This is a genomic window from Pseudoalteromonas rubra, from assembly GCF_004212645.1.
GTDB lineage: Bacteria > Pseudomonadota > Gammaproteobacteria > Enterobacterales > Alteromonadaceae > Pseudoalteromonas > Pseudoalteromonas rubra_G.
The window spans coordinates 128,008-147,187 of sequence record NZ_PPUZ01000012.1; the positions used below are offsets into that span (position 1 = coordinate 128,008).

Here is a 19,180-nt window from a genome sequence, read left to right on the forward strand (position 1 = left end):
CCGCTCGCTTTCTCATAGGCATAAAAAAGCCCCACTATTTAAGCAGGGCTTTTCCAAACAACAAAATTAGAAACGTAAGTTTGCTCCCAGTGCAATCTTGCGCTCACCCACATAGCTCCATGCAGGGAAGTTATGTTTCGTTTCTTCTTTCAACAGACCGTCAGAGCCAGAGATACCAATCTGATAGCTGTCTTCTTCAAGAATGTTTACAACTTCAAGTGTCAGGCTGATATTGTCATTCACCTGGTAATTACCAGTGAAATCAAGAGTACCGAAGTCCATGTGCTCACGTGAAGAGTAGAAACCCGTTTCACGGATCATGAACTCAGAACGCCAGTTATAAGCAAGACGAGCACCGAAGTCATCATTCTCATAGTAACCAACCAGGTTAACTGTGTGGTCAGAACTGTCAGAGAAACGGCCGATACGGTCATCGAAGTTTGTTTCTTCTGACGAGCTGTCTGCATACGTGTAGTTAACAATGGTACCAAAACCGTTGTCAAACGCGTGCTGAAGCTGTAGTTCAAGACCGATTACATCACCACCGTCGCCATTAACACGGTTAACGATGTTCCACACATCACAGTTACATGCCGGGTCATTAATACCGATTGACTGATTTGGCGTGGTTGATGACGTTACGAATGTCTCGATGTCTTTGTAGAAGAACGTCGCACTTGCGAAGTTGCTGTCACCATAGTAGTACTCGTAAGACACGTCCAACTGAGTTGCTTTGAACGGCTCAAGACCTGGGTTACCAGTTACTTCCTGCTGGTCATTCGGGTTTTCATTGTCGTAACCACTCAGACTGGAACGTGCAAACACATCCTGGTAGTTAGGACGGCTGATAACCTGTGCGATTGAACCTCTCAGGATAGTATCTTCGTCCAGGTCATACGCAATGTTAAAGCTAGGCAGGATATCTGAGTAATCGGCTTCTTTGTTAGACAAAGTTTTCGCTTTCAGTGCATTACCACCGTAGAAGTTACCAGAGTCCGTAAAACCTGTTACTGTGATATCTGAACCATAGTAGTCACTGTTTACGTCTGTAGAGATGTAACGCAAACCGAAGTTACCACGATAGTTTTCGCCACTGAAGTCAGCCATTACGTAGAATGCAAAGTTCTCTTCCTCAAGCGCAGCATAGCCACTGCGGTCACGCACATATTCGCTGAAGTTCTGTGCCGTGTGGTTGAACATCGCATCCAGGTGTGGGCCCGGGATAGTGATATATTCGAAGCCCGCTTCGTTTACACCATTACCGTATAGCTGTGCCGGCGCAATATCGGCGATATCGGCAATGATACTGCCCGGATCGTTCGGGTCTTTAAGGATCGGTGCACCGTTAGCGTCACGTTTGATGTTTGCCAGGCCTTTAAAGTTGTCTTCTTCAACCTTGTGGTTGGTAAAACGTGCACCGACATGAACGGCAGTGATGATGTCATGGTCAAGCATGAACTTGGTATCAAGCTGTGCGTAGGTCTCTTCATCTGTATTAGGCTGATTACGTACCGCCCAACCTGCAACAGCCGGACTGCCTTCATTCCAGTGGCCAACGCGATAGTCATTTTCTTTCAGCTGAATTTTGATGCGCTTGCCGGTCATGTCGATCATGCCGTAGCGATCTTCATGTGAGCCGATGTGGCCACCGTAGTTAGTTTGCGCTTCTGTACCACCGGTTGCTTCTGAGCGACCAATACGTCCAGAGATTTCAAACGTGTCACGTTTAAATTCAAAGCCAAAATCAACCGTTTCAGATTCCATCTTCGCCCGACGCGCGAACGCCTGTAGCCATGAAGGTTTGTCTGTAGGTATAGCAGCTGTTGCTTCAGACAACATACATACGCCATCCGGGTTTTCACCCAAACAGTTTGCACCAGTTTGGAAAATCCAGAAGCTACTGTTGTTATTGTTTGCTTCAAGCTCAAGGTTCATATAAGTCAAATCAAACGACAGCTCGTCAGTCGGTGCATATTGGAACGCAACATTAGTTGCCGTTCTTTCACGCTCTTGCAGGAAGTAGTTCGCAGAAACTGCGCCATCCCAGCCAGCCAGTGATTCGTTACCACGGCGTACATAGTCGGTTTCCTGTACTGCTAACGCAGCAAGTACACCAAATGTTTCGTCGTCATTTTTATAGCTTGCAAGACCACTGTATGCAGGGTCCCATTGCTCAGACTGGCTTGAGTAAACACTTTTAACAGAAGCGAATACGGTTCCGGAATCCAAGTCTAATGGCTTACGGGTTTTTACGTTAACCGTACCACCAACACCACCTTCAACGATGTTTGCTTGCGAAGACTTATATACGTCGATACCTGAAATCAGTTCAGGTGGTAACAAGGTGTAGTTGAAGCTTCGGTCGATTGCTTGCTCAGTATACCAACCTGTTGAAGCAACGTTCTGACCATTCAGAGTTGTTAACGTTAGCTGGCTGGATGCACCACGGATTGATACTTGCTGGCCCTGGCCAAACTGACGGCTTACCGCTACGCCCGGAATACGGCCCAGTGCTTCACCTACATCACTGTCTGGAAACTTACCGATATCTTCTGCCGATACCGCATCTACAACGCTGGTTGCGAAACGTTTGGTATTCACTGCTTCAGCCAATGAACGGCGGATACCGCGCACTTCAATGACTTCAACGTTTTCTTGAACGCCGGTCTGGTTATCTTCAGCAAACGCTACGCCTGTCACACCCGTACTCAGGATGAGGCCAACCTTAGCTGCCAGTAAGCTTTTTTTAAAATTATTAGCTAACACAGGATTCCCCTTGAATCATTTTGTTGGTTTTTAAATCACTTCTGCCCAGTGATGATGACAACGCTGTCATCTAATAACAAACCATACACCCAAAATTACAGATTCGCTACATCTTTTTTTGTGGCTAACATAAGATTTTTTCAACAAAAACCTAACCTATTGATGCTTAAGGAATAAATAATTGGTTGGTTATAGTTTGTTACAAACGAGGTGAATATATCACAAGCTATGCGCTATTTGACAGCAATTGCGATGAGTTATGTAGAAGATTTGGACCTAATTAATAAACTAATCTAATGTCGGCGAGCTGTGCTATCTGATTATTCCATAAACGCTCGGGCAGAAGCGTATTCAAGGTGATAATAGATCTCAATGACAACGCTGTCATTTTATCTTTTTCATGATTGGTTTGTCCAGTGTATTTATATGACAAATTTGCGATTGTGCCTTTAGACAGTAGGATAAGCGTGATTAGAGCGCCATATAACAAATAGATAGAGATCCATATAGAGGATGAAAATTTATCACACGGCATTATCTTACATTGCGATCTTACTTATGTTTCACTAAATACGCCTGACCTGAGAGTCGCTCTTCTTTTTGTATTAGAGATTCGGAAGTGGTCTGGTCGGGTTTCAACTAATCATCTAAAAAGGACTAACTAATGATACGTAATATCAAAACATTTATTGGAGTCTCGCTTGTTTGTACAGCTGCGGCTACTCAGGCTCAACCCGCAGATACGATGCAGGTGACAGATTACAACACCTTCTACGAGACCCAAGTGAACAGCGCAAATTGTGGTGGGTATTGGGACGAGCGTCGTGTCTGGGTGTGCGACTATCGAACGCAACTAGTCAATGTGTCGTACAAAAAATGTCATTACAAACTCACAAATAAACACAGTGCAGTGTCTGCTCCGGCATGGGAAACTCGCACTGTATTGTCTAACAAGAGTTGCCCTGCAAACTGGACCATTCCGGGCCCGGGTAACTATGCACCAGGCGGAATTTATGTGCACCAACACAATACTTATTTCACCCAGCAGGAAGAGCAGCGTGTAGCGTATAATTGTCGCTGGGAAACACGGTCTGTTTGGGTACCAAACAACGGTAGATATTGCCCACTTAACTCTGAACAATAACCAGACACAAAAAAGCCCGGTCGAAAGGTTCGCCGGGCTTTTATTAAACACTCTAAAGGCTATGTTTGGCTTATTTGCTCAGATCAAGCATTAGCTTATTCAGGCGAGCTACGAAGCCAGCCGGATCTTTCAGGCTGCCGCGCTCTGCAAGCAGTGCCTGGTCCAGTAATACTTCTGACCATTGTGCAAACTTGTCTTCGTCCTGTTCCACATTCAGGTGTTTAACCAGCTGGTGTTCTGGGTTCAGCTCAAAAATTGGCTTAGACTCTGGCGCAGACTGACCAATCGATTCCATCAGCTTTTGCATCTGTGAACTCATATCATGGTCATCTACCACCACACACGCCGGAGAATCGGTCAGTCGGTGCGTAAAGCGCACTTCTTTCACTTTATCGCCCAGCGCTTCTTTGATGCGCTCAACCAGACCTTCGACCTGCTTCTCGCTCTCTTCCTGCGCTTTTTTGCTCTCTTCGTCTTCCATGTCGCCTAAGTCAAGATCACCACGGGTGATAGACTGGAACGGCTTCTCAGCAAATTCTGTCAGGTGGCTCATCATCCACTCATCTACACGGTCCGACAGCAACAGTACTTCGATGCCTTTCTTACGGAAGATCTCCAGGTGTGGTGAGCTCTTCGCCGCTTCAAAGCTGTCTGCAACCACGTAGTAAATCTTGTCCTGACCTTCTGCCATGCGCTCAATATACTGTTCAAGCGACACATTTTGAACGCTCTCATCAGTGTGGGTAGAGCTGAAGCGCAGTAGCTTAGCAATCGCTTCTTTGTTGGCATGATCTTCAGCCGGGCCTTCTTTGATCACCTGACCAAACTCGTTCCAGAAAGTCTGATAATCTTCTGGCTTGTTGTTACCCATGCGCTCAAGCATCTTCAGGATACGAGACGTACAACCTTTACGGATAGCCTGAGTTACTTTGTTATCCTGCAGAATTTCACGCGATACGTTCAGTGGTAAGTCGTTTGAATCCAGCAGACCTTTAACAAAGCGCAGGTAGCTTGGCATAAACTGTTCAGCGTCATCCATAATGAATACGCGTTGTACGTAAAGCTTCAGACCAGTCTGGCGGTCACGGTTCCACATATCGAAAGGCGCTTTTTTCGGAATATACAGCAAGCTGGTGTATTCCGTCTTACCTTCTACCTTATTGTGTGCCCACGTCAGTGGCTCTTCCCAGTCATGACCAACGTGCTTATAAAACTCTTTATATTCTTCGTCGCTGATCTCTGACTTATCGCGCGTCCACAGTGCCGTGGCACGGTTAATACCTTCCCACTCGCCCGGTTGTGCTTCGATTTTTTCGCCATCCGGCCCTTCAGACTCTGGCACCGGTGCTTTGTACATTTCTACCGGAATTGAGATGTGATCTGAATACTTAGTGACGATTGAACGCAGACGGAAATCATCGGCAAATTCCAGCTCTTCTTCACGCAGGTGAAGAATGATCTCTGTACCGCGCTCGGCTTTTTCAATGTCCGCCAGAGTGTATTCACCCTCGCCTTTTGACTGCCATTCAACTGCCTGGGTCTCGCCCGCTTTACGCGTGCGAACAGTCACTTCATCAGCAACGATAAAGGCAGAATAAAAACCAACACCAAACTGACCAATCAGCTGAGAGTCTTTCGCTTCATCACCAGTCAGATTCTTGAAAAACTCAGCAGTGCCCGACTTAGCAATTGTGCCCAGAGAGCTAATCACTTCGTCGCGGGTCATACCGATACCATTATCAGAAATGGTCACGGTTTTGGCGTCTTTATCGGCGCTGATACGCACGCGCAGCTCAGCGTCACCTTCGTACAGGTCGCCGTTTTGCAACGCTAAAAAGCGTAACTTGTCTGCGGCATCCGACGCATTGGATACCAGCTCACGTAAAAAGATCTCTTTGTTTGAGTACAAACTGTGGATCATTAGCTGTAGAAGTTGCTTAGTGTTGGCACTAAATGAATGATTTTCTTTGGTATTTTCTGTAGTCATTTGGTACACCCTAACTTATTTGGTACACATAATAGTACATGGTTAATCAGTTAACTTGCGTTATGCTCAGGTATATTGTGCTGGGTAAGAGTTTTTCAAGGGTGGTAAAAGAAAAAAGTTGCGGATAGAGTAGTTTTGCCGAAAAGATAACCAGAAAAGCCCTTTCGGGCTTTCACTAAATCGCTTTTCTGCCGCTGAAGGCATGCATCAGGGTCATGCCGTCTACCAGCTCCAGCTCGCCACCGACCGGCATACCGTGGGCAATTCGCGAGGCGGTCACATTATGCTGATGGCACATTTCACCGATAAAGTGAGCAGTGGCCTCCCCTTCAACCGTCGGATTGGTTGCCAGAATGACTTCATTGATGTTGCCATTGGCAAGCGTTCTTTCCAGTACATCCATGCCGATTTCGTTCGGACCAATGCCATCAAGCGGCGATAAATGCCCCATCAATACAAAATACAGGCCCTGATACTGACCGGTTTGTTCAATCGCCAGCACGTCGCTCGGAGATTCAACCACACACAGCAGCCCGGTATCCTGACGTTTTACGTTGCTACAGATATCGCACACCGGCGTTTCTGAAAAAGTACGGCAGGATTCACAATGGCCGATTTTGTCCATTGCCTGAAGCAGGCTCTGGCCCAGCTGAGTGCCGCCACTACGATCTCTTTCTAGCAGGTGAAAGGCAATCCGCTGTGCCGATTTAGGCCCAATGCCAGGTAAACAACGCAGGGCTTCAACCAAAGCTGAAAGTGAGGGAGATAATTGCATAATAAAGCATTCTTAATTTACTGACAGCGTACGGCGAACTGGCTGATATCTCTACATCAGTATGTTGTTAGCAGCTACGCTGTGCTGTTCCGATCAATGGTCGCCATCTTACTATGGCTGACACAACAGCGACAAGCCAAAGATAGAGGATAAAACAATACCCCGAGGGACAAGAAAAAGGCGGGCAATCAGAGAGTATTGGATCTCATGGGTAAGGGTGAGTACCCGCCTGAAGGACGTAAATTGTATCTTGTGGTGTTTGCTTAACTCTTAGCCACCAGCTCTTTGGTTACCTGATCAATGCCAACTTCACTGATCCGAGCTGTGATCTCTTTTTGTTTCGCGCTCAGCAATGAGATGCTCTCGGCAACCAAGTCGTACACCTGCCACTCACCCGCTTTGTTTTTACGGAATTTGAATACAATGTCGATGGTAGGCGCATTAGGCTCAACGATTTCGGATTTAACCGACGCGAACTTGCTGTCGTCGCTCACAACCGGCTCAATAAAGTTAACCTGCTGGCCCTTGTAGCTCATCAGTGCGTTGGCATAAGTGTTGGCCAGGTATTGCTCGACCGCATCAATAAAGGTCACGGCCTGATCCCGGTTGATCTCGCGAACGTGCTTACCAAGCAATTTAAAAGACACATATTTAATGTCGATGTGTGGCATCAGTTGCTCACGCACCAGCTTTTTCAGCTGTGCTTTTTTCTGCACTTCTTCCAGCGTATTCAGTTTGCTGATATCCACAAACAGCTGGTCGCCAACCGATTTGATCAGGCCATACGGGTTGCTTTGTGTGTCTGGTGCAGCAAGCCCCGGTACGCTGCTAAACGCCAGTACTGTTACCAGTATAAGTTGCATTAGTCTTTTCATGATCCACTCCCATAACGGTCAATGGGACAAGTTTAGCGCTAACTTTGCAGATGAAAAATAAGCAAATTTGCACCATATTAATGCCACTTTGGCACCAATAATATTTATCATAAAAATCAATCACCTAACCTTTTGGTGCCAAAATAACATCAATACTGTGCCATTTGGTGCCTTTTTAATAGCGACTCCTCATCCGACAATAGCCGTATTCCTTTATATACTCGGTGACTAATCATTATGATCAGATTAACCACACTTGCACTGCTACTGCTAAGCGCGCTGGCAATGCCGGTAGCAGCACAACAACACGGCTATGCTATTCATTACATTCATGGTGAAGGCAGTGTCGATGGCATTAAACTAGCGTACCAGTACCATCCAGAGCTGGCATTGCCTCAAGCCTGGCGCCACTTTGACGTGCACTTTGAAAGTAGTATCAATTTCTGGCGTTACGGAGATCAAAACCGCCACGACACTAATTTTGTACTGGCGGTTTCGCCAGTGATCCGATATCCCTTCACCACCTTTTACGGCCACCCGATAGCGGTAGAATTTGGTATCGGCATTGCCCTGCTGGACGATACGCAATTTGCAGGTAAGAACGTCAGTACGCATTACCAGTTTGAAGACAGACTGGGGCTGGTTTATCAGCTGGACGATGCCAATATCGCCATTCGCTATATGCACTATTCCAACGCCGGGTTTAAAAGCCCTAATCCCGGCTTAGACTTTTTATCTTTATCCTATTCAGCGTATTTTTAGCCAGTTTAACGCTCTGCCCGGTTAGCCGGGCGAAACACCAACCCATTAAAGCAAAAACCTTTAGCCTTGAACTGTAAAAACACAGACCGAAAATTAATTTCTGCGTTCCTTTATCAGTCCCTGACAGCTTGACAATCAAGCAGTTTATTCTAGTCTCCAAAGACTAGAACAAGTTTCTCATCGACTATGGCATATCAGCGTTTTGCTAGAGCAACAGGTCATCGGAGCGATACAGCTTGTAGGGCCAGGGGGAACTTATGACCAGCAAACAGCCCTGTCAAACTACAGCAGCATCTTTGCTCTTTTCCATGATTTTATTCAGCTCACACAGCGCAGCGCAAGGTGATGAACTTGATACGTTTATGGAGCTGAGCTTAGAGGACTTGCTTGATGTCACCGTGTCATCAGCCTCCGGCGTTGAGGAAACACTGCGCGATGCCCCGGCGGCTATGGTGATCATTACCGCAACGGATATCCGCCAGCGCGGTTATACCAGTATTGATGAAGTGATTTTGGATCTGCCCGGTTTTGATAGCACAGTTACCAATGGTAATGGTGGCGTTATCACCTATCAGCGCGGCTATCGCACGCCCCTCACCCAGCGTACGTTAATGCTGGTCAATGGCATAGTCGATAACCATTTGTGGTATCACGAAGCCACACTGTCGAAGAATTATCCGCTGTCGAACATAGCGCGAATAGAAGTATTATATGGCCCGGTGGGCGCTGTGTATGGCCCCAATGCATTCTTGGGGATAATCAACCTGGTTACGTCCGATGCCAAAGAGACTCACCAGAATGATGACTTTTTTAAAGTGCATGTTCAGTCGGGCAGCTACGACACACAAAGCGTTGATCTCGCTGCGGGCGGCAATCATAACAAGCTGACCTATAACTTATCTGCTAAATACTATTCAAGTGATGAAGCCGACATAGACGATCTGGCTCCCTGGGGCTTTGTCAGCAACGAATTATTGAGCAACCGGGATATCTGGGGGCCCGTTATTTATGACACCGCCTTATCGGCCAATTGTGCAGCCGATGGTTGTCCTCACGGTTCTAAATACAATGATTTTGGCGCCTACCACGACCCACAACGGGAATGGGGTATTTTGGCCGATGTTGGGTTTAAAAACCTGACGTTGGGCGTTATTGAATGGGATATGCGTCATGGCTGGGGACCGCAATATCCCCACGACAGAGCTCAACCTGCCGCGCAGTGGTATCGCAACTCAGAGCAATATTATCTGCGACATGCAGGGACTTTAAAAAATAAAGTACAGGTAGATACCCTGCTGCTGAGCAGAAAAAGTGGCAATGGCGGTTACTGGGTCGAGTCCTTTCCCGGCTCCACCGCCTTGAGCGGCCCGGATGTGGTCTCTACCTTAACCATTTCACACTGGCGAACCAGCAACAAAAGCTGGCTATTCAAGCAAGATTATGAGTTCGATTACAATGAGCAGTTAAAGATCAGCGGCGGCATTAAATTTGAAGACAAAGAACTCACCAAAGCCTACGATGCCTGCGGTTATTTTGCCGAAACCTTTTGTTCATCAGATACGCCCGAAACTGCCGGAGATGGCGTTGCGCTCAATACAGACAGCACCATCAATATTCAACCAGATACGCTCAGCCAGATGCCGGACGAAAACCTGGCCAGTCTGACTGACCGAGGCGCGTATATTCAGGCCATCTGGAACGTCAATAACTGGCGAGTGAATGCCGGCGTAAGGTACGACAAAAACAGCCTATATGGCAGTACCACCAATCCCAGAGCCTCCGCTATTTATTTCTTATCAGACAAGTCAACCATCAAGTTGCTCTATGGTACGGCTTTTCAGGAGCCAGCCCCGATACAACTCTGGGGTGGCTGGAGCGGCCGCTCTGCCAACCCTGATCTGAAACCCGAAAAGGCGGAAAACTTTGAGTTCATTTATATGTACCAGCAAGACAACTGGCTGCATGATTTGTCTTTGTTTACGGCCAGGTACGACGACGTCGTAAAAGAAGAGGCCGAAAACGCCGGAAAACGCAGCGCCTACGGCCTGGAATATCGCGGTAAGTTTGAGTTTAGTAACTTTATAACTGGCGCTGCAAATATCTCCGGCTATCTGTATTACACCCACACAAAAACCAAAAGCAGCGTTAGTTACGATCACACACTGGGCCTGTGGGTGGGCGAAGGGATAGAAAACTGCCAGGACATAGCAAACAATAACACGCTCACCTACAACCCCTGCCAGGATATGGATGCAGAGCTTGGCGATATCGCGCCACATAAAATCAATCTAGGGCTTAATGTGCCTGTCAATGAGGCGCTTAATGTTAACGTCAGGGTCAACTGGGTCTCAAGTAAACCGCTATATTTGAGAAACACATTGCGTGCAAAGGACAGAGAAAATGACGCCTATTTAACAGTAGACACCAATATCATTTATCGGTTCGAATCGTTTGAAGTGGCATTTAAAGTTAAAAATCTTTTTGATGAGACCTATTACCACTCAGGCACAGAAGCCGCCGCGAGTGGCGATGATTTTGAACAACGCTCACAAGGCTGGGCCAACTCCCTGATCCCCCAACCGAAACGTAGCTTTATGCTCTCTGTGAATATGCAATTTTAGGTAGCTCCTGACATCAAAAATCTGTCTAACCAAGAGTTTTACCACAACACGCGGTCCCAGCGCCTCTTTGAACGATACTACAATTAGGTCTTTATAAAGTATATACAGCAAAGAGTGTGCTATGCGTATACACTATTTAAGGAGCATTAAGTACTGAGGCCTGGGTGCGCCCGTGTAAGTAGGAATATTGGCGCAGGTCATTGTCCCACCCTGATCGTCATACATTAAGGTGACCTGCAAATCGTCTGTTAAAGAAGTAGTTGCCAGAGAAACCCATAATGAACAAGTTACAATACTGACTTCTGATGAGTCTTCGGTATTACATATTCTTGTATAATGATTTCTCCAGGTGCCATTAATGATGACGTTATTACTTGCATCAATATATATATTGGTGACCTTACCATTACACCAGATATTCTTCGCCATCACATTCGCTGAAGCAAATGCAACCAACAACCATAAAATCATGCTTTTCATAACGTCACCCTAACTCAAAGTCGCACCAACCGGCGTACCACATATTACAAATACACAAACACACCAAGTGTCTGTCTCCTTTTGTAAATATAGTGCTTTTTACAAGTGTAACGGTCAAGTTGAATTAGCTTAAATTTTTAGTTTTGCCAGTATCTTTCTTCCGACTGATTTGCCGGCGTGCCACCATAGCGCTAACGGAGAATTCAGCGACATCCACCTTTAAATTCACAAGCCAACCTAATCGGGGTCAATTTAGAAATGCGAGACGATTGACCCCTGCACTTCCTATTAACTCGCGGAAGAAAAACATCGGATAACGGCGACACCCTCCCTTACATTCACTTAGCCAATGTGGGCTATGTTCTAAATTGAATTTGAAATACAATATTCTTGGTTCCCCAAAAGCTATGCGCAGCCAGGAGCACACATTTAAGCTCGGAATATTTGAAAATAGACAGGCTAAGACAATACAAAAGCGTCCCCTAGACCGAGTTTGGGTAACTAGATATGTCGGGTCTGTCCGGAACTAATTCAGAGTAGTACTAGCCCAGTAACCGCTCACACTGAGTCAAATTAACACGTCGCTTTTTGTTTAGGTGCTCACAGTAATCCGTCATTGCCTGTTTTCGACCCACCGCACCATGAAATACCTTGGTAAATCGGGTGGTAAGCTTAAGCCAGTTGTCTGGCTCTATTTGCAATCTGGTCAGCAGTGGCTGGCTATCACTGATATACCCTCGTTTATCTGCACGCATGCATCGGCCAGTTAGTTCAACCAGCTGAATGTAGTAGGTCAGCTCAAACGGGAGACCACTTGGCATGTTGGCTCTGGGGTTGCCTGCAAAGCGTCGCAAGCTTTTCGGTTGCTTACCCTGTCGTGCACACTCAATGCGTTTTTTGATACTGGTAAAATCTGAGGACTCTGGTGTGTCTGCCATTTTGGCTCTGATTGGGTTCAGGTCAACATAAGCCATACACGCTGCCAGTGCAGCACTATCAAGTAAAGCTTGTGACTTGAATCGCCCCTCCCAAAAACGCCCCGTGCAACCATCTTCTTTATTGGCTCTGCGGGCAATGTCTTCATTAAGTACCCGCATAAACCAACTGATGCTTGCAAGCCGAAGTCTGAATTCAGTAATATCAGCCGCCAACATACTGTGCTCAGACTCACTCAGCTCATCACCATGGATGTATTTTTGCGTCAGCCAGTTACCTTTAAACAACTTATGCCAGCGAATGACTATCGCCTTATCAGTCAGCCTTTGCGCTTTCTTATCATCGACATACAGCACGATATGCGTGTGATTGCTCATCACCGCATAGCCACATACCTCGATGCAAAACACTTTTGCCAGCGTCAGTAGTTTTTCCTCTACCCAGTCTCGTCGATGCTCATATGAACGGCCTGTGAAGCTGTCTTCGCCGCATAAAAATGCCCGACGAACACACCGGGAAATACAGTGATAATATTTGGTATCGCTTAAGCTAACCTGCTTCTTCCTTGCTGTTGGCATAGTCCATTTTCCTCAATCCTTTGAGCGTGTTCTAAGCGTAGACGCCACATCAAAAGTGTGCCATTTGTAGGTGGGTGTCGCTTGTTTTTTTTGCACCTCCAACATAGCTAACTTAAACTATAGTGGTGCACTTCAATTTAGAACATAGCATAGCAAAAGTGCGCCATTTTTGGGTGGGTGTCGCTTGTTTTTTCCTTTCAGCTTTTTTATCATCGACATACAACACGATATGCGTATGGTTGCTCATGACCGCGTAGCCACATATTTCAATGCAAAACACTTTTGCCAGCGTCAGTAGCTTTTCTTCTACCCAGTCTCGCCGATGCTCATATGAGCGGCCTGTGAAGCGGTCTTCGCCGCATAAATACGCCCGACGTACACATCGGGAAATACAGTGATAATATTTGGTATCGGTTAAGCTGACCTGCTTCTTCCTTGCTGTTGGCATAGTCCATTGTCCTCAATCCTTTGAGCGTGTTCTAAGCGTAGACGCCACATCAAAAGTGCGCCATTTTTAGGTGGGTGTCGCTTGTTTTCTTCCATTACCGTTTATGTATTTTTGCGTCAGCCAGTTACCTTTAAACAACTTATGCCAGCGAATGACTATCGCCTTATCAGTCAGCCTTTGCGCTTTCTTATCATCGACATACAGCACGATATGCGTATGGTTGCTCATGACCGCGTAGCCACATACCTCGATGCAAAACACTTTTGCCAGCGTCAGTAGCTTTTCTTCTACCCAGTCTCGACGATGCTCATATGAGCGGCCCATTAAGCGGTCTTCGCCGCATAAAAACGCCCGACGTACACACCGGGAAATACAGTGATAATATTTGGTATCGGTTAAGCTAACCTGCTTCTTCCTTGCTGTTGGCATAGTCCATTGTCCTCAATCCTTTGAGCGTGCTCTAAGCGTAGACGTCACATCAGAAGTGCGCCATTTTTAGGTGGGTGTCGCTTGTTTCCCCATAGCAAAAGTGCGCCATTTTTAGGTGGGTGTCGCCTATTTGTTCTCAACAAAAGCATACCATTTTAGGTGGGTGTCGCTTGTTTTGCTTGTTTTCGTCGTTTTACTTCCGTCGGAGAAGTAACCCACCAACAAGTACGACAACAGCAGACACTCCACTCGCAATGTACTTCCAAGTATTATTGTTCTCTTTATTTGTTTCTTGCATGATTTTTGCGATTTCGAGTCCGTAATCGGCCAGTTTTAAAGCAATGTCAGCTATTTTTGAGCGTAGCTCTTCAGTTTCAGACTTATGCACAATTGTTTTAAGAAGATCTGTAATATTCTCTAGGGTTACAGAGATCCCTCTTAGAGCATCTTTCTGAGTTTCTTTTGCTGAGTTTATTACTGATTTAAGCCCATCTACATATGCTTGTTGGAGCTGCACAAAGTGAGGTATAGCCTCCACAAGCAGCTTCATTTGCTCTTTGGTTATTTCACCATTAGCAGCAAGTTCTTGTATTCTTTCAAAGTCTTTTGCAGTTGTTCCAGATAGCTCATCTATTCCAATTTTAGATTTGACTTTTTCTAGCTCTGATGTCTTATCCATGATTTATTCTCAGTATTTACAAAGTAAAGCTAACGCTTACCATAAACAGCACCAAATAGCAAGCTTAAATTAGCGACGAAGGAGCACAAGCCTGCTGTTTTGTGTCCTTAGTTTAACGGCCATGTTATAACTCACTTTTCGATAAGTGATTTCCAATCAATGAAATTTGCTAAATTTGTGATTTGGCTATAGTCAACGAAACACCCTTTAAAAGGCGAATCTTCTACGATTTCTGAGAAGATACACTCAAATTTTTTCAAAACCTCTTCTTTTGTCACGCATTTTTCAAATGAGATAACATGATAGTTACCATAGCACTTATCAGGTGGAATTAAATCAAAATAACGCTTTGGACTTCGGGGCCTTTCAGGATTAGACTTAGAAATAATAAAAGTGAACCCACCTTTTCCTTTACCTACTCGAATCCAACCTAATGCATGGTTTTCTCGCCAACTTCTACCCATATCCTTAGCTAATTGATCTTTCATCATAAGCTTCATTCTATCACTTACACCTCCACTCGTTTGAGCTTCAAGTTCAGAGAGCCTCTTAGCAAATTTCTTTTCGTAATTCTGTTCGAATTGCTCTTTTGTTTCTTTATAAATCGGTAAGTAAAAGTACACTATTCCTCCGTGAGTTATAACGCCTCCAAATGGGGCGCACAAATGCTTGGCTAAACTTAGCGACGAAGGAGCGCAAGCCAAGCGTTTTGCGTCCAATTGTCATGATGGTCTTGTTAGTTGCCCCAGTTAAACAACTTTTTGAGGCTAATGCCAACACCACTTATGTTAGGTTCTAGGATTAAGGCATCAGCAAACCGCCGACCTTTGCCTTTAGATAACGTTTTAGCCACTTCAAAGCCAGTAAGTTCCCTTTTCTGTTTTATGTCGTTGAAAATGGAACTTATAAGTTTAATAACATCATCAGTGGACTCACAAACTGGCTTTAAAGGAATGAGTAACAACTTATCATCAATTTCGTTAGCCATTCTTCTTTCGTGATTATGCTCGTGGAAATATGCCGGTGTTAGAGTTGAAATCATTACAGCAGGAAGAAGTTTTTCACCGTCTTCACCGTTTATTGAATGCCAAGAAAAAACTTCATTTGCAAAATGCACTGGTTCTATTCCAGCTATTACCATAGATCTAGACTCTGAAGCTTTTCTAGCCATATTAGTAAAGTTGGCGATTAAAGTATCAGTTAAGGGCTCCTTACAACCATAATCTAGGACGTAAATAAAATAGTCACGACCATCTACAGTATTTGGTAAGTTTCCAAGGTTGTGTACGTGAAGTCCCATTTCAAATTTTCTCCATAGTTCGAAGGGCAACTAACGCCCGCATTTGCGGCTGGTTTGAAGCGCAGCGGAAAACCAGTCCGATAACATGCGCTTGTTAGAATTCTTGCTGATTATTTCAATATGATAATTTTTACTTTTAATCATCGATAGCAGAGTGTTTATTCATGTTGCCATTAAGCTTGCATAGCTGTTCAAATGGTATGCAATTTTGCTTTGCTACAAAGTTAGTTTCTTCGGCTTCTTCAGGAAGCATGTATAGAACATCCAAAGGCAACATACTTCCCGCAACGCTTATTTCGGACTTGAGCTGTGACAAAGCTACACCTGAGGGTCCAATTATAAGTATGTCGAAATCACTACCGACACCAGCTAGAGAGGACCCGAACATGTAAGCATGAAACTCAGATAAAGCTGGGCAAGTCATCAATATGTGTGTTGCTACTTTAGACGCATTCATTTACTTACGTTTTCGCATTAATTGCTTTAACTCTTCCCATTTCACTACCTCACAGCCAAGCTCCAGTCCGGTTTTTATTGCTTGCTGAGTTGGGTCGCCATTGGGGTTTATATTCCAGGCAATATCAATTGGGCCAAATTGATCCCAAAAAGTTCGAATGGAATCTGCGGTAGGCTCGTACTCCATAACCATACCAACACGGTAGCTCTTTCCACTTCTCAACGACATAGTAAAAACTCGGTCGTACTCTCGATCTATTTCAGTAACTGAGCCCATTTGCCTTATGAGCCTGTATGAGAAAAAGTAGAGTTTATGTTCAGCGTTTATAAAGTCACCTGAATCGACAGCATCACTTAATGAACCTGCATTACCCCATCCAATTTGGTTTTCCTGTGCATACGTTATTGCCCCTCCTTCCCATATGCATTCCTTTCTATAGCCACAAAGAAAGTTCATGCTTGGAAAATCAGAGTGATATTGAGCTACTAGCTCTCGCGTAATTTTGTATGATGCAGAGATGATTGCGATTACTTCGGTTCCATCATGAAGCTCTATTTTAATCGCCTCATCTCGGATATGTTCCGCCGAAATTAAACTTGTGTTCTTATGCAGATATTCAAGAGCGAATTTAATTTGCCACATCATGAAAAGATTCCGTCCATAGCCGCTGGGTAGCGGATTGCTTCTCCGGCAACACCACAAATATGTCGCGCCGATAAACCTCTAACATGCTCCTGATATCGAGCAAAGGTCTCTTGTTCATCAGGATTAATATGGCATTGATTTTTCTTAATAATTGCTTCGATGCGAAAATGGTTAGGAAGGATTACTCCTCGCATCCTATTCTCCCATGTCTTGGCTGCTTCAGATTCTGGGTTGTAATCGAAGCTATCCCCATCTATAGGGGCATATTCTTTCCATATTGCCTTGTTTTCAGCCATGGCTGCAGCCACAGCTGCCTTAGCTTGATTACGATCCTCGTAAGTTTGGATTCCTTGACTGTGAGCCAATGTTAATAAGTGCTTATTTTTCCAACCTAGCAATGTGCTCCTACTAAAACCATCGGGCTCCTTATCAATGATTGTGTGACAGTTTGGGCACAGTAGTATGAGGTTTTCAAATGAATCTGCCTCAAACTCTTCCGTGGGTCGTTCTTCATGACGCGGCCCTTTTTCTCCATGAGGTATAACATGGGCCATTTCCGCAATATGTTTTTCACCGCCCATTTCTGCTGGGTAGAGCGGTTGAAGACAATCTGGATTCTGACAATAACCTGCTGAATCAGAAAATAGACGTAGTTTGATTTCAGTTGGTATTGCTTTACGTGATGCCATGAGTCATTTCTTCTTTTTTCATATGTGCTTCTTTCGTTGACATATAGAATTCTAACGCTTCAGTATTCATGCGTACGCAGTACGCATAATCGTTTGTTGAACTAGGCCGCTATCCGCACGCCGCACCCGGCTGGTGTAGTTTATGCTAAGGGGATTTGCTTTTGATGAGTAACTTCTGTTTTGAACCGTTTGTGACTTAAACCGTTACAACGTGACTCATTCCCTGCCTGAACAACGTTATTTATGCGTATTATTAGACCCACTTTTTCCTCATTTGGCAAGGTGTTGTGATTTCAACACAGCATGACTTAATCTCCCTTGCATATTGAATTGACAGAATCGCCTCACCGCAAATTTCATTTGTCAGGAAAGCACATCTGATCGCTATCTCGTCAACTCTGTTTCAACTTTTCGCCTGATATCTTCTCGCTTGTTTTATACTTCTGTCAGCATTTAGAAAGACCCAAACAAGGTAAACCTCAGCAAAACAGCGCCCCCCAGAAACCTACTATTTCAAGTCTCCACACATTAAAAAGCCCGACTAACCTAGCCGGGCTTTGTAACTCATAAATATCGTTTCGGATTAATCGTGCGTAATGCGGATCACCGGGCGTTGCTGGCAGGTTTTGCCAAGCAGGCAGCTCAGTGCATCACGCACGGTGTCGACGCTAAAGTCGAGCAGTTTAACCTCAGGGGCTTTGATGCGGCCGTTACTGACGTCATCAAGTAACTGGCGACCCATAAAGCACAAGTGCTGCTGGGCGCACAGGCTGTTGGCCATCCAGGCACCGGCGACCGAGACCACGCCAATGTTGGGCGCTTTCTCAAAGAGCAGCTCTTCGGGAATGGTGCCAAAGCCATTGAGGCAGGCAATGCGGCCGCAAAACCGCAAGTGGCGCAGGTCGTCCAAAAAGGAGTCGCCGCCTTGTGTATTTAAAATACAGTCAAAGCCACCCGGGCCCATTTCTCGCTTGATCTGCTCACATACCGACTCCGACTCACAGTCGAACACCCAGTCTGCACCGAGTTTACTTAGCCTTTTGTGATGCTCTTTCTGTGCAAAGGCAAACACCTGAGCACCGCGCTGTTTGGCGTATTGCACGGCAAAGTGTGCAACAGCACCTTGTGCGCTGTTGATGGCCAGCGAGTCGCCGTCCTGCACCTGCATTTTATCCAAAGCCAGCAGTGCCGCCATGCCCGCATTGGGTAAAGACACCGCCACTTCGCCACTCATGCCATCGGGTACTTCCGACACCGCGTGACTGGGCACAACCGCGTACTCTTTCAGCATCCCCTGCTCTGCCAGACTGGCATTAAACAATACCCGGCTGCCTTTGGGGGGAAATACCCCTTTAGCAGCTGAGACCACAGTGCCGACGGCATCCAGTCCCAAAATGTGCGGGTATTGCCACTGGCAAAATCCGTCTTTCGCCATCCGTGCGTCCAGGTGATTCAGGGCCACATAATCTATGGCAACCAGTAACTCGTTATCTCCCGGCACTGGCATGGCGTGCTCTGCCATCGCTAAATCAAACTCAGCGCCACATTGACGCAGCTCCAGTGCTCGCATGGTGGTTTTTTCGACTGACATGGTGGTTTTCTCCACTTT

Annotated in this window: 16 protein-coding genes and 2 pseudogenes; 3 read left to right on the forward strand and 15 right to left on the reverse strand. The window is 45.6% G+C overall.

Annotated features, from left to right (window positions below):
• Nucleotides 1–66: 66 nt before the first annotated feature.
• Nucleotides 67–2,766: a TonB-dependent receptor gene (locus C3B51_RS05320; RefSeq protein ID WP_130244408.1), complete on the reverse strand. Its 2,700-nt coding sequence runs from the start codon at nt 2,764–2,766 to the stop codon at nt 67–69.
• Nucleotides 2,767–3,430: 664 nt separating this feature from the next.
• Between C3B51_RS05320 and C3B51_RS05325 the strand changes: the two genes are divergently transcribed.
• Entirely contained in the window at nt 3,431–3,910 is a 480-nt protein-coding gene (locus C3B51_RS05325; protein ID WP_130244409.1) for a hypothetical protein, read from the forward strand.
• A gap of 70 nt (nt 3,911–3,980) precedes the next feature.
• Here C3B51_RS05325 and htpG read toward each other — a convergent pair whose 3' ends face one another.
• The 3 genes from htpG to C3B51_RS05340 all read right to left on the reverse strand — a co-directional run bounded on the left by htpG (nt 3,981) and on the right by C3B51_RS05340 (nt 7,547).
• A complete protein-coding gene (gene htpG, locus C3B51_RS05330) occupies nt 3,981–5,897 on the reverse strand; it encodes a molecular chaperone HtpG (RefSeq protein ID WP_130244410.1) in 1,917 nt (638 codons plus the stop codon).
• 175 nt (nt 5,898–6,072) lie between these two features.
• Complete coding sequence (gene recR, locus C3B51_RS05335; RefSeq protein ID WP_130244411.1) at nt 6,073–6,672, reverse strand: recombination mediator RecR; 600 nt, start codon at nt 6,670–6,672, stop codon at nt 6,073–6,075.
• 263 nt (nt 6,673–6,935) lie between these two features.
• Nucleotides 6,936–7,547, reverse strand: a complete 612-nt coding sequence (locus tag C3B51_RS05340) for an MlaC/ttg2D family ABC transporter substrate-binding protein (RefSeq protein ID WP_046003720.1) — start codon at nt 7,545–7,547, stop codon at nt 6,936–6,938.
• Nucleotides 7,548–7,784: 237 nt separating this feature from the next.
• Here C3B51_RS05340 and C3B51_RS05345 point away from each other — a divergent pair, with 237 nt between their 5' ends.
• Both C3B51_RS05345 and C3B51_RS05350 read left to right on the forward strand, forming a co-directional pair.
• Nucleotides 7,785–8,309: an acyloxyacyl hydrolase gene (locus tag C3B51_RS05345; RefSeq protein WP_125718804.1), complete on the forward strand. Its 525-nt coding sequence runs from the start codon at nt 7,785–7,787 to the stop codon at nt 8,307–8,309.
• A 257-nt stretch (nt 8,310–8,566) separates the two neighbouring features.
• Complete coding sequence (locus tag C3B51_RS05350; RefSeq protein WP_130244412.1) at nt 8,567–10,930, forward strand: TonB-dependent receptor plug domain-containing protein; 2,364 nt, start codon at nt 8,567–8,569, stop codon at nt 10,928–10,930.
• 132 nt (nt 10,931–11,062) lie between these two features.
• Here the strand turns inward: C3B51_RS05350 and C3B51_RS05355 are convergent, their stop codons facing one another.
• The 11 genes and pseudogenes from C3B51_RS05355 to C3B51_RS05405 all read right to left on the reverse strand — a co-directional run bounded on the left by C3B51_RS05355 (nt 11,063) and on the right by C3B51_RS05405 (nt 19,162).
• The gene (locus C3B51_RS05355) at nt 11,063–11,410 is read right to left on the reverse strand and encodes a hypothetical protein (protein ID WP_130244413.1); all 348 of its coding nucleotides are present in this window, start codon (nt 11,408–11,410) and stop codon (nt 11,063–11,065) included.
• A 542-nt stretch (nt 11,411–11,952) separates the two neighbouring features.
• Nucleotides 11,953–12,924 (reverse strand): transposase, encoded by a 972-nt coding sequence (locus C3B51_RS05360; RefSeq protein ID WP_130244414.1) that lies wholly within the window; start codon nt 12,922–12,924, stop codon nt 11,953–11,955.
• 163 nt (nt 12,925–13,087) lie between these two features.
• Nucleotides 13,088–13,372, reverse strand: a pseudogene (locus tag C3B51_RS05365) (transposase); the annotation flags it as partial.
• A gap of 93 nt (nt 13,373–13,465) precedes the next feature.
• Nucleotides 13,466–13,801, reverse strand: a pseudogene (locus tag C3B51_RS05370) (transposase); the annotation flags it as partial.
• A gap of 193 nt (nt 13,802–13,994) precedes the next feature.
• Nucleotides 13,995–14,480, reverse strand: a complete 486-nt coding sequence (locus C3B51_RS05375; protein WP_125718793.1) for a hypothetical protein — start codon at nt 14,478–14,480, stop codon at nt 13,995–13,997.
• A 131-nt stretch (nt 14,481–14,611) separates the two neighbouring features.
• A complete protein-coding gene (locus C3B51_RS05380) occupies nt 14,612–15,103 on the reverse strand; it encodes a hypothetical protein (RefSeq protein ID WP_125718791.1) in 492 nt (163 codons plus the stop codon).
• Nucleotides 15,104–15,216: 113 nt separating this feature from the next.
• Nucleotides 15,217–15,780 carry a hypothetical protein gene (locus C3B51_RS05385; protein ID WP_130244415.1) on the reverse strand — a complete coding sequence of 188 codons (564 nt, stop codon included), beginning with the start codon at nt 15,778–15,780 and terminating at the stop codon, nt 15,217–15,219.
• A 136-nt stretch (nt 15,781–15,916) separates the two neighbouring features.
• The gene (locus C3B51_RS05390; RefSeq protein WP_164519242.1) at nt 15,917–16,237 is read right to left on the reverse strand and encodes a nucleotidyltransferase domain-containing protein; all 321 of its coding nucleotides are present in this window, start codon (nt 16,235–16,237) and stop codon (nt 15,917–15,919) included.
• Nucleotides 16,238–16,882, reverse strand: a complete 645-nt coding sequence (locus tag C3B51_RS23770; protein ID WP_206074725.1) for a hypothetical protein — start codon at nt 16,880–16,882, stop codon at nt 16,238–16,240. It lies immediately after the preceding gene.
• Nucleotides 16,879–17,571 (reverse strand): HNH endonuclease signature motif containing protein, encoded by a 693-nt coding sequence (locus tag C3B51_RS05400; RefSeq protein ID WP_125718787.1) that lies wholly within the window; start codon nt 17,569–17,571, stop codon nt 16,879–16,881. The genes C3B51_RS23770 and C3B51_RS05400 overlap by 4 nt, the downstream gene beginning before the upstream one ends.
• A 583-nt stretch (nt 17,572–18,154) precedes the next feature.
• Entirely contained in the window at nt 18,155–19,162 is a 1,008-nt protein-coding gene (locus C3B51_RS05405) for a zinc-binding dehydrogenase (protein WP_054016789.1), read from the reverse strand.
• Nucleotides 19,163–19,180 lie beyond the last annotated feature (18 nt).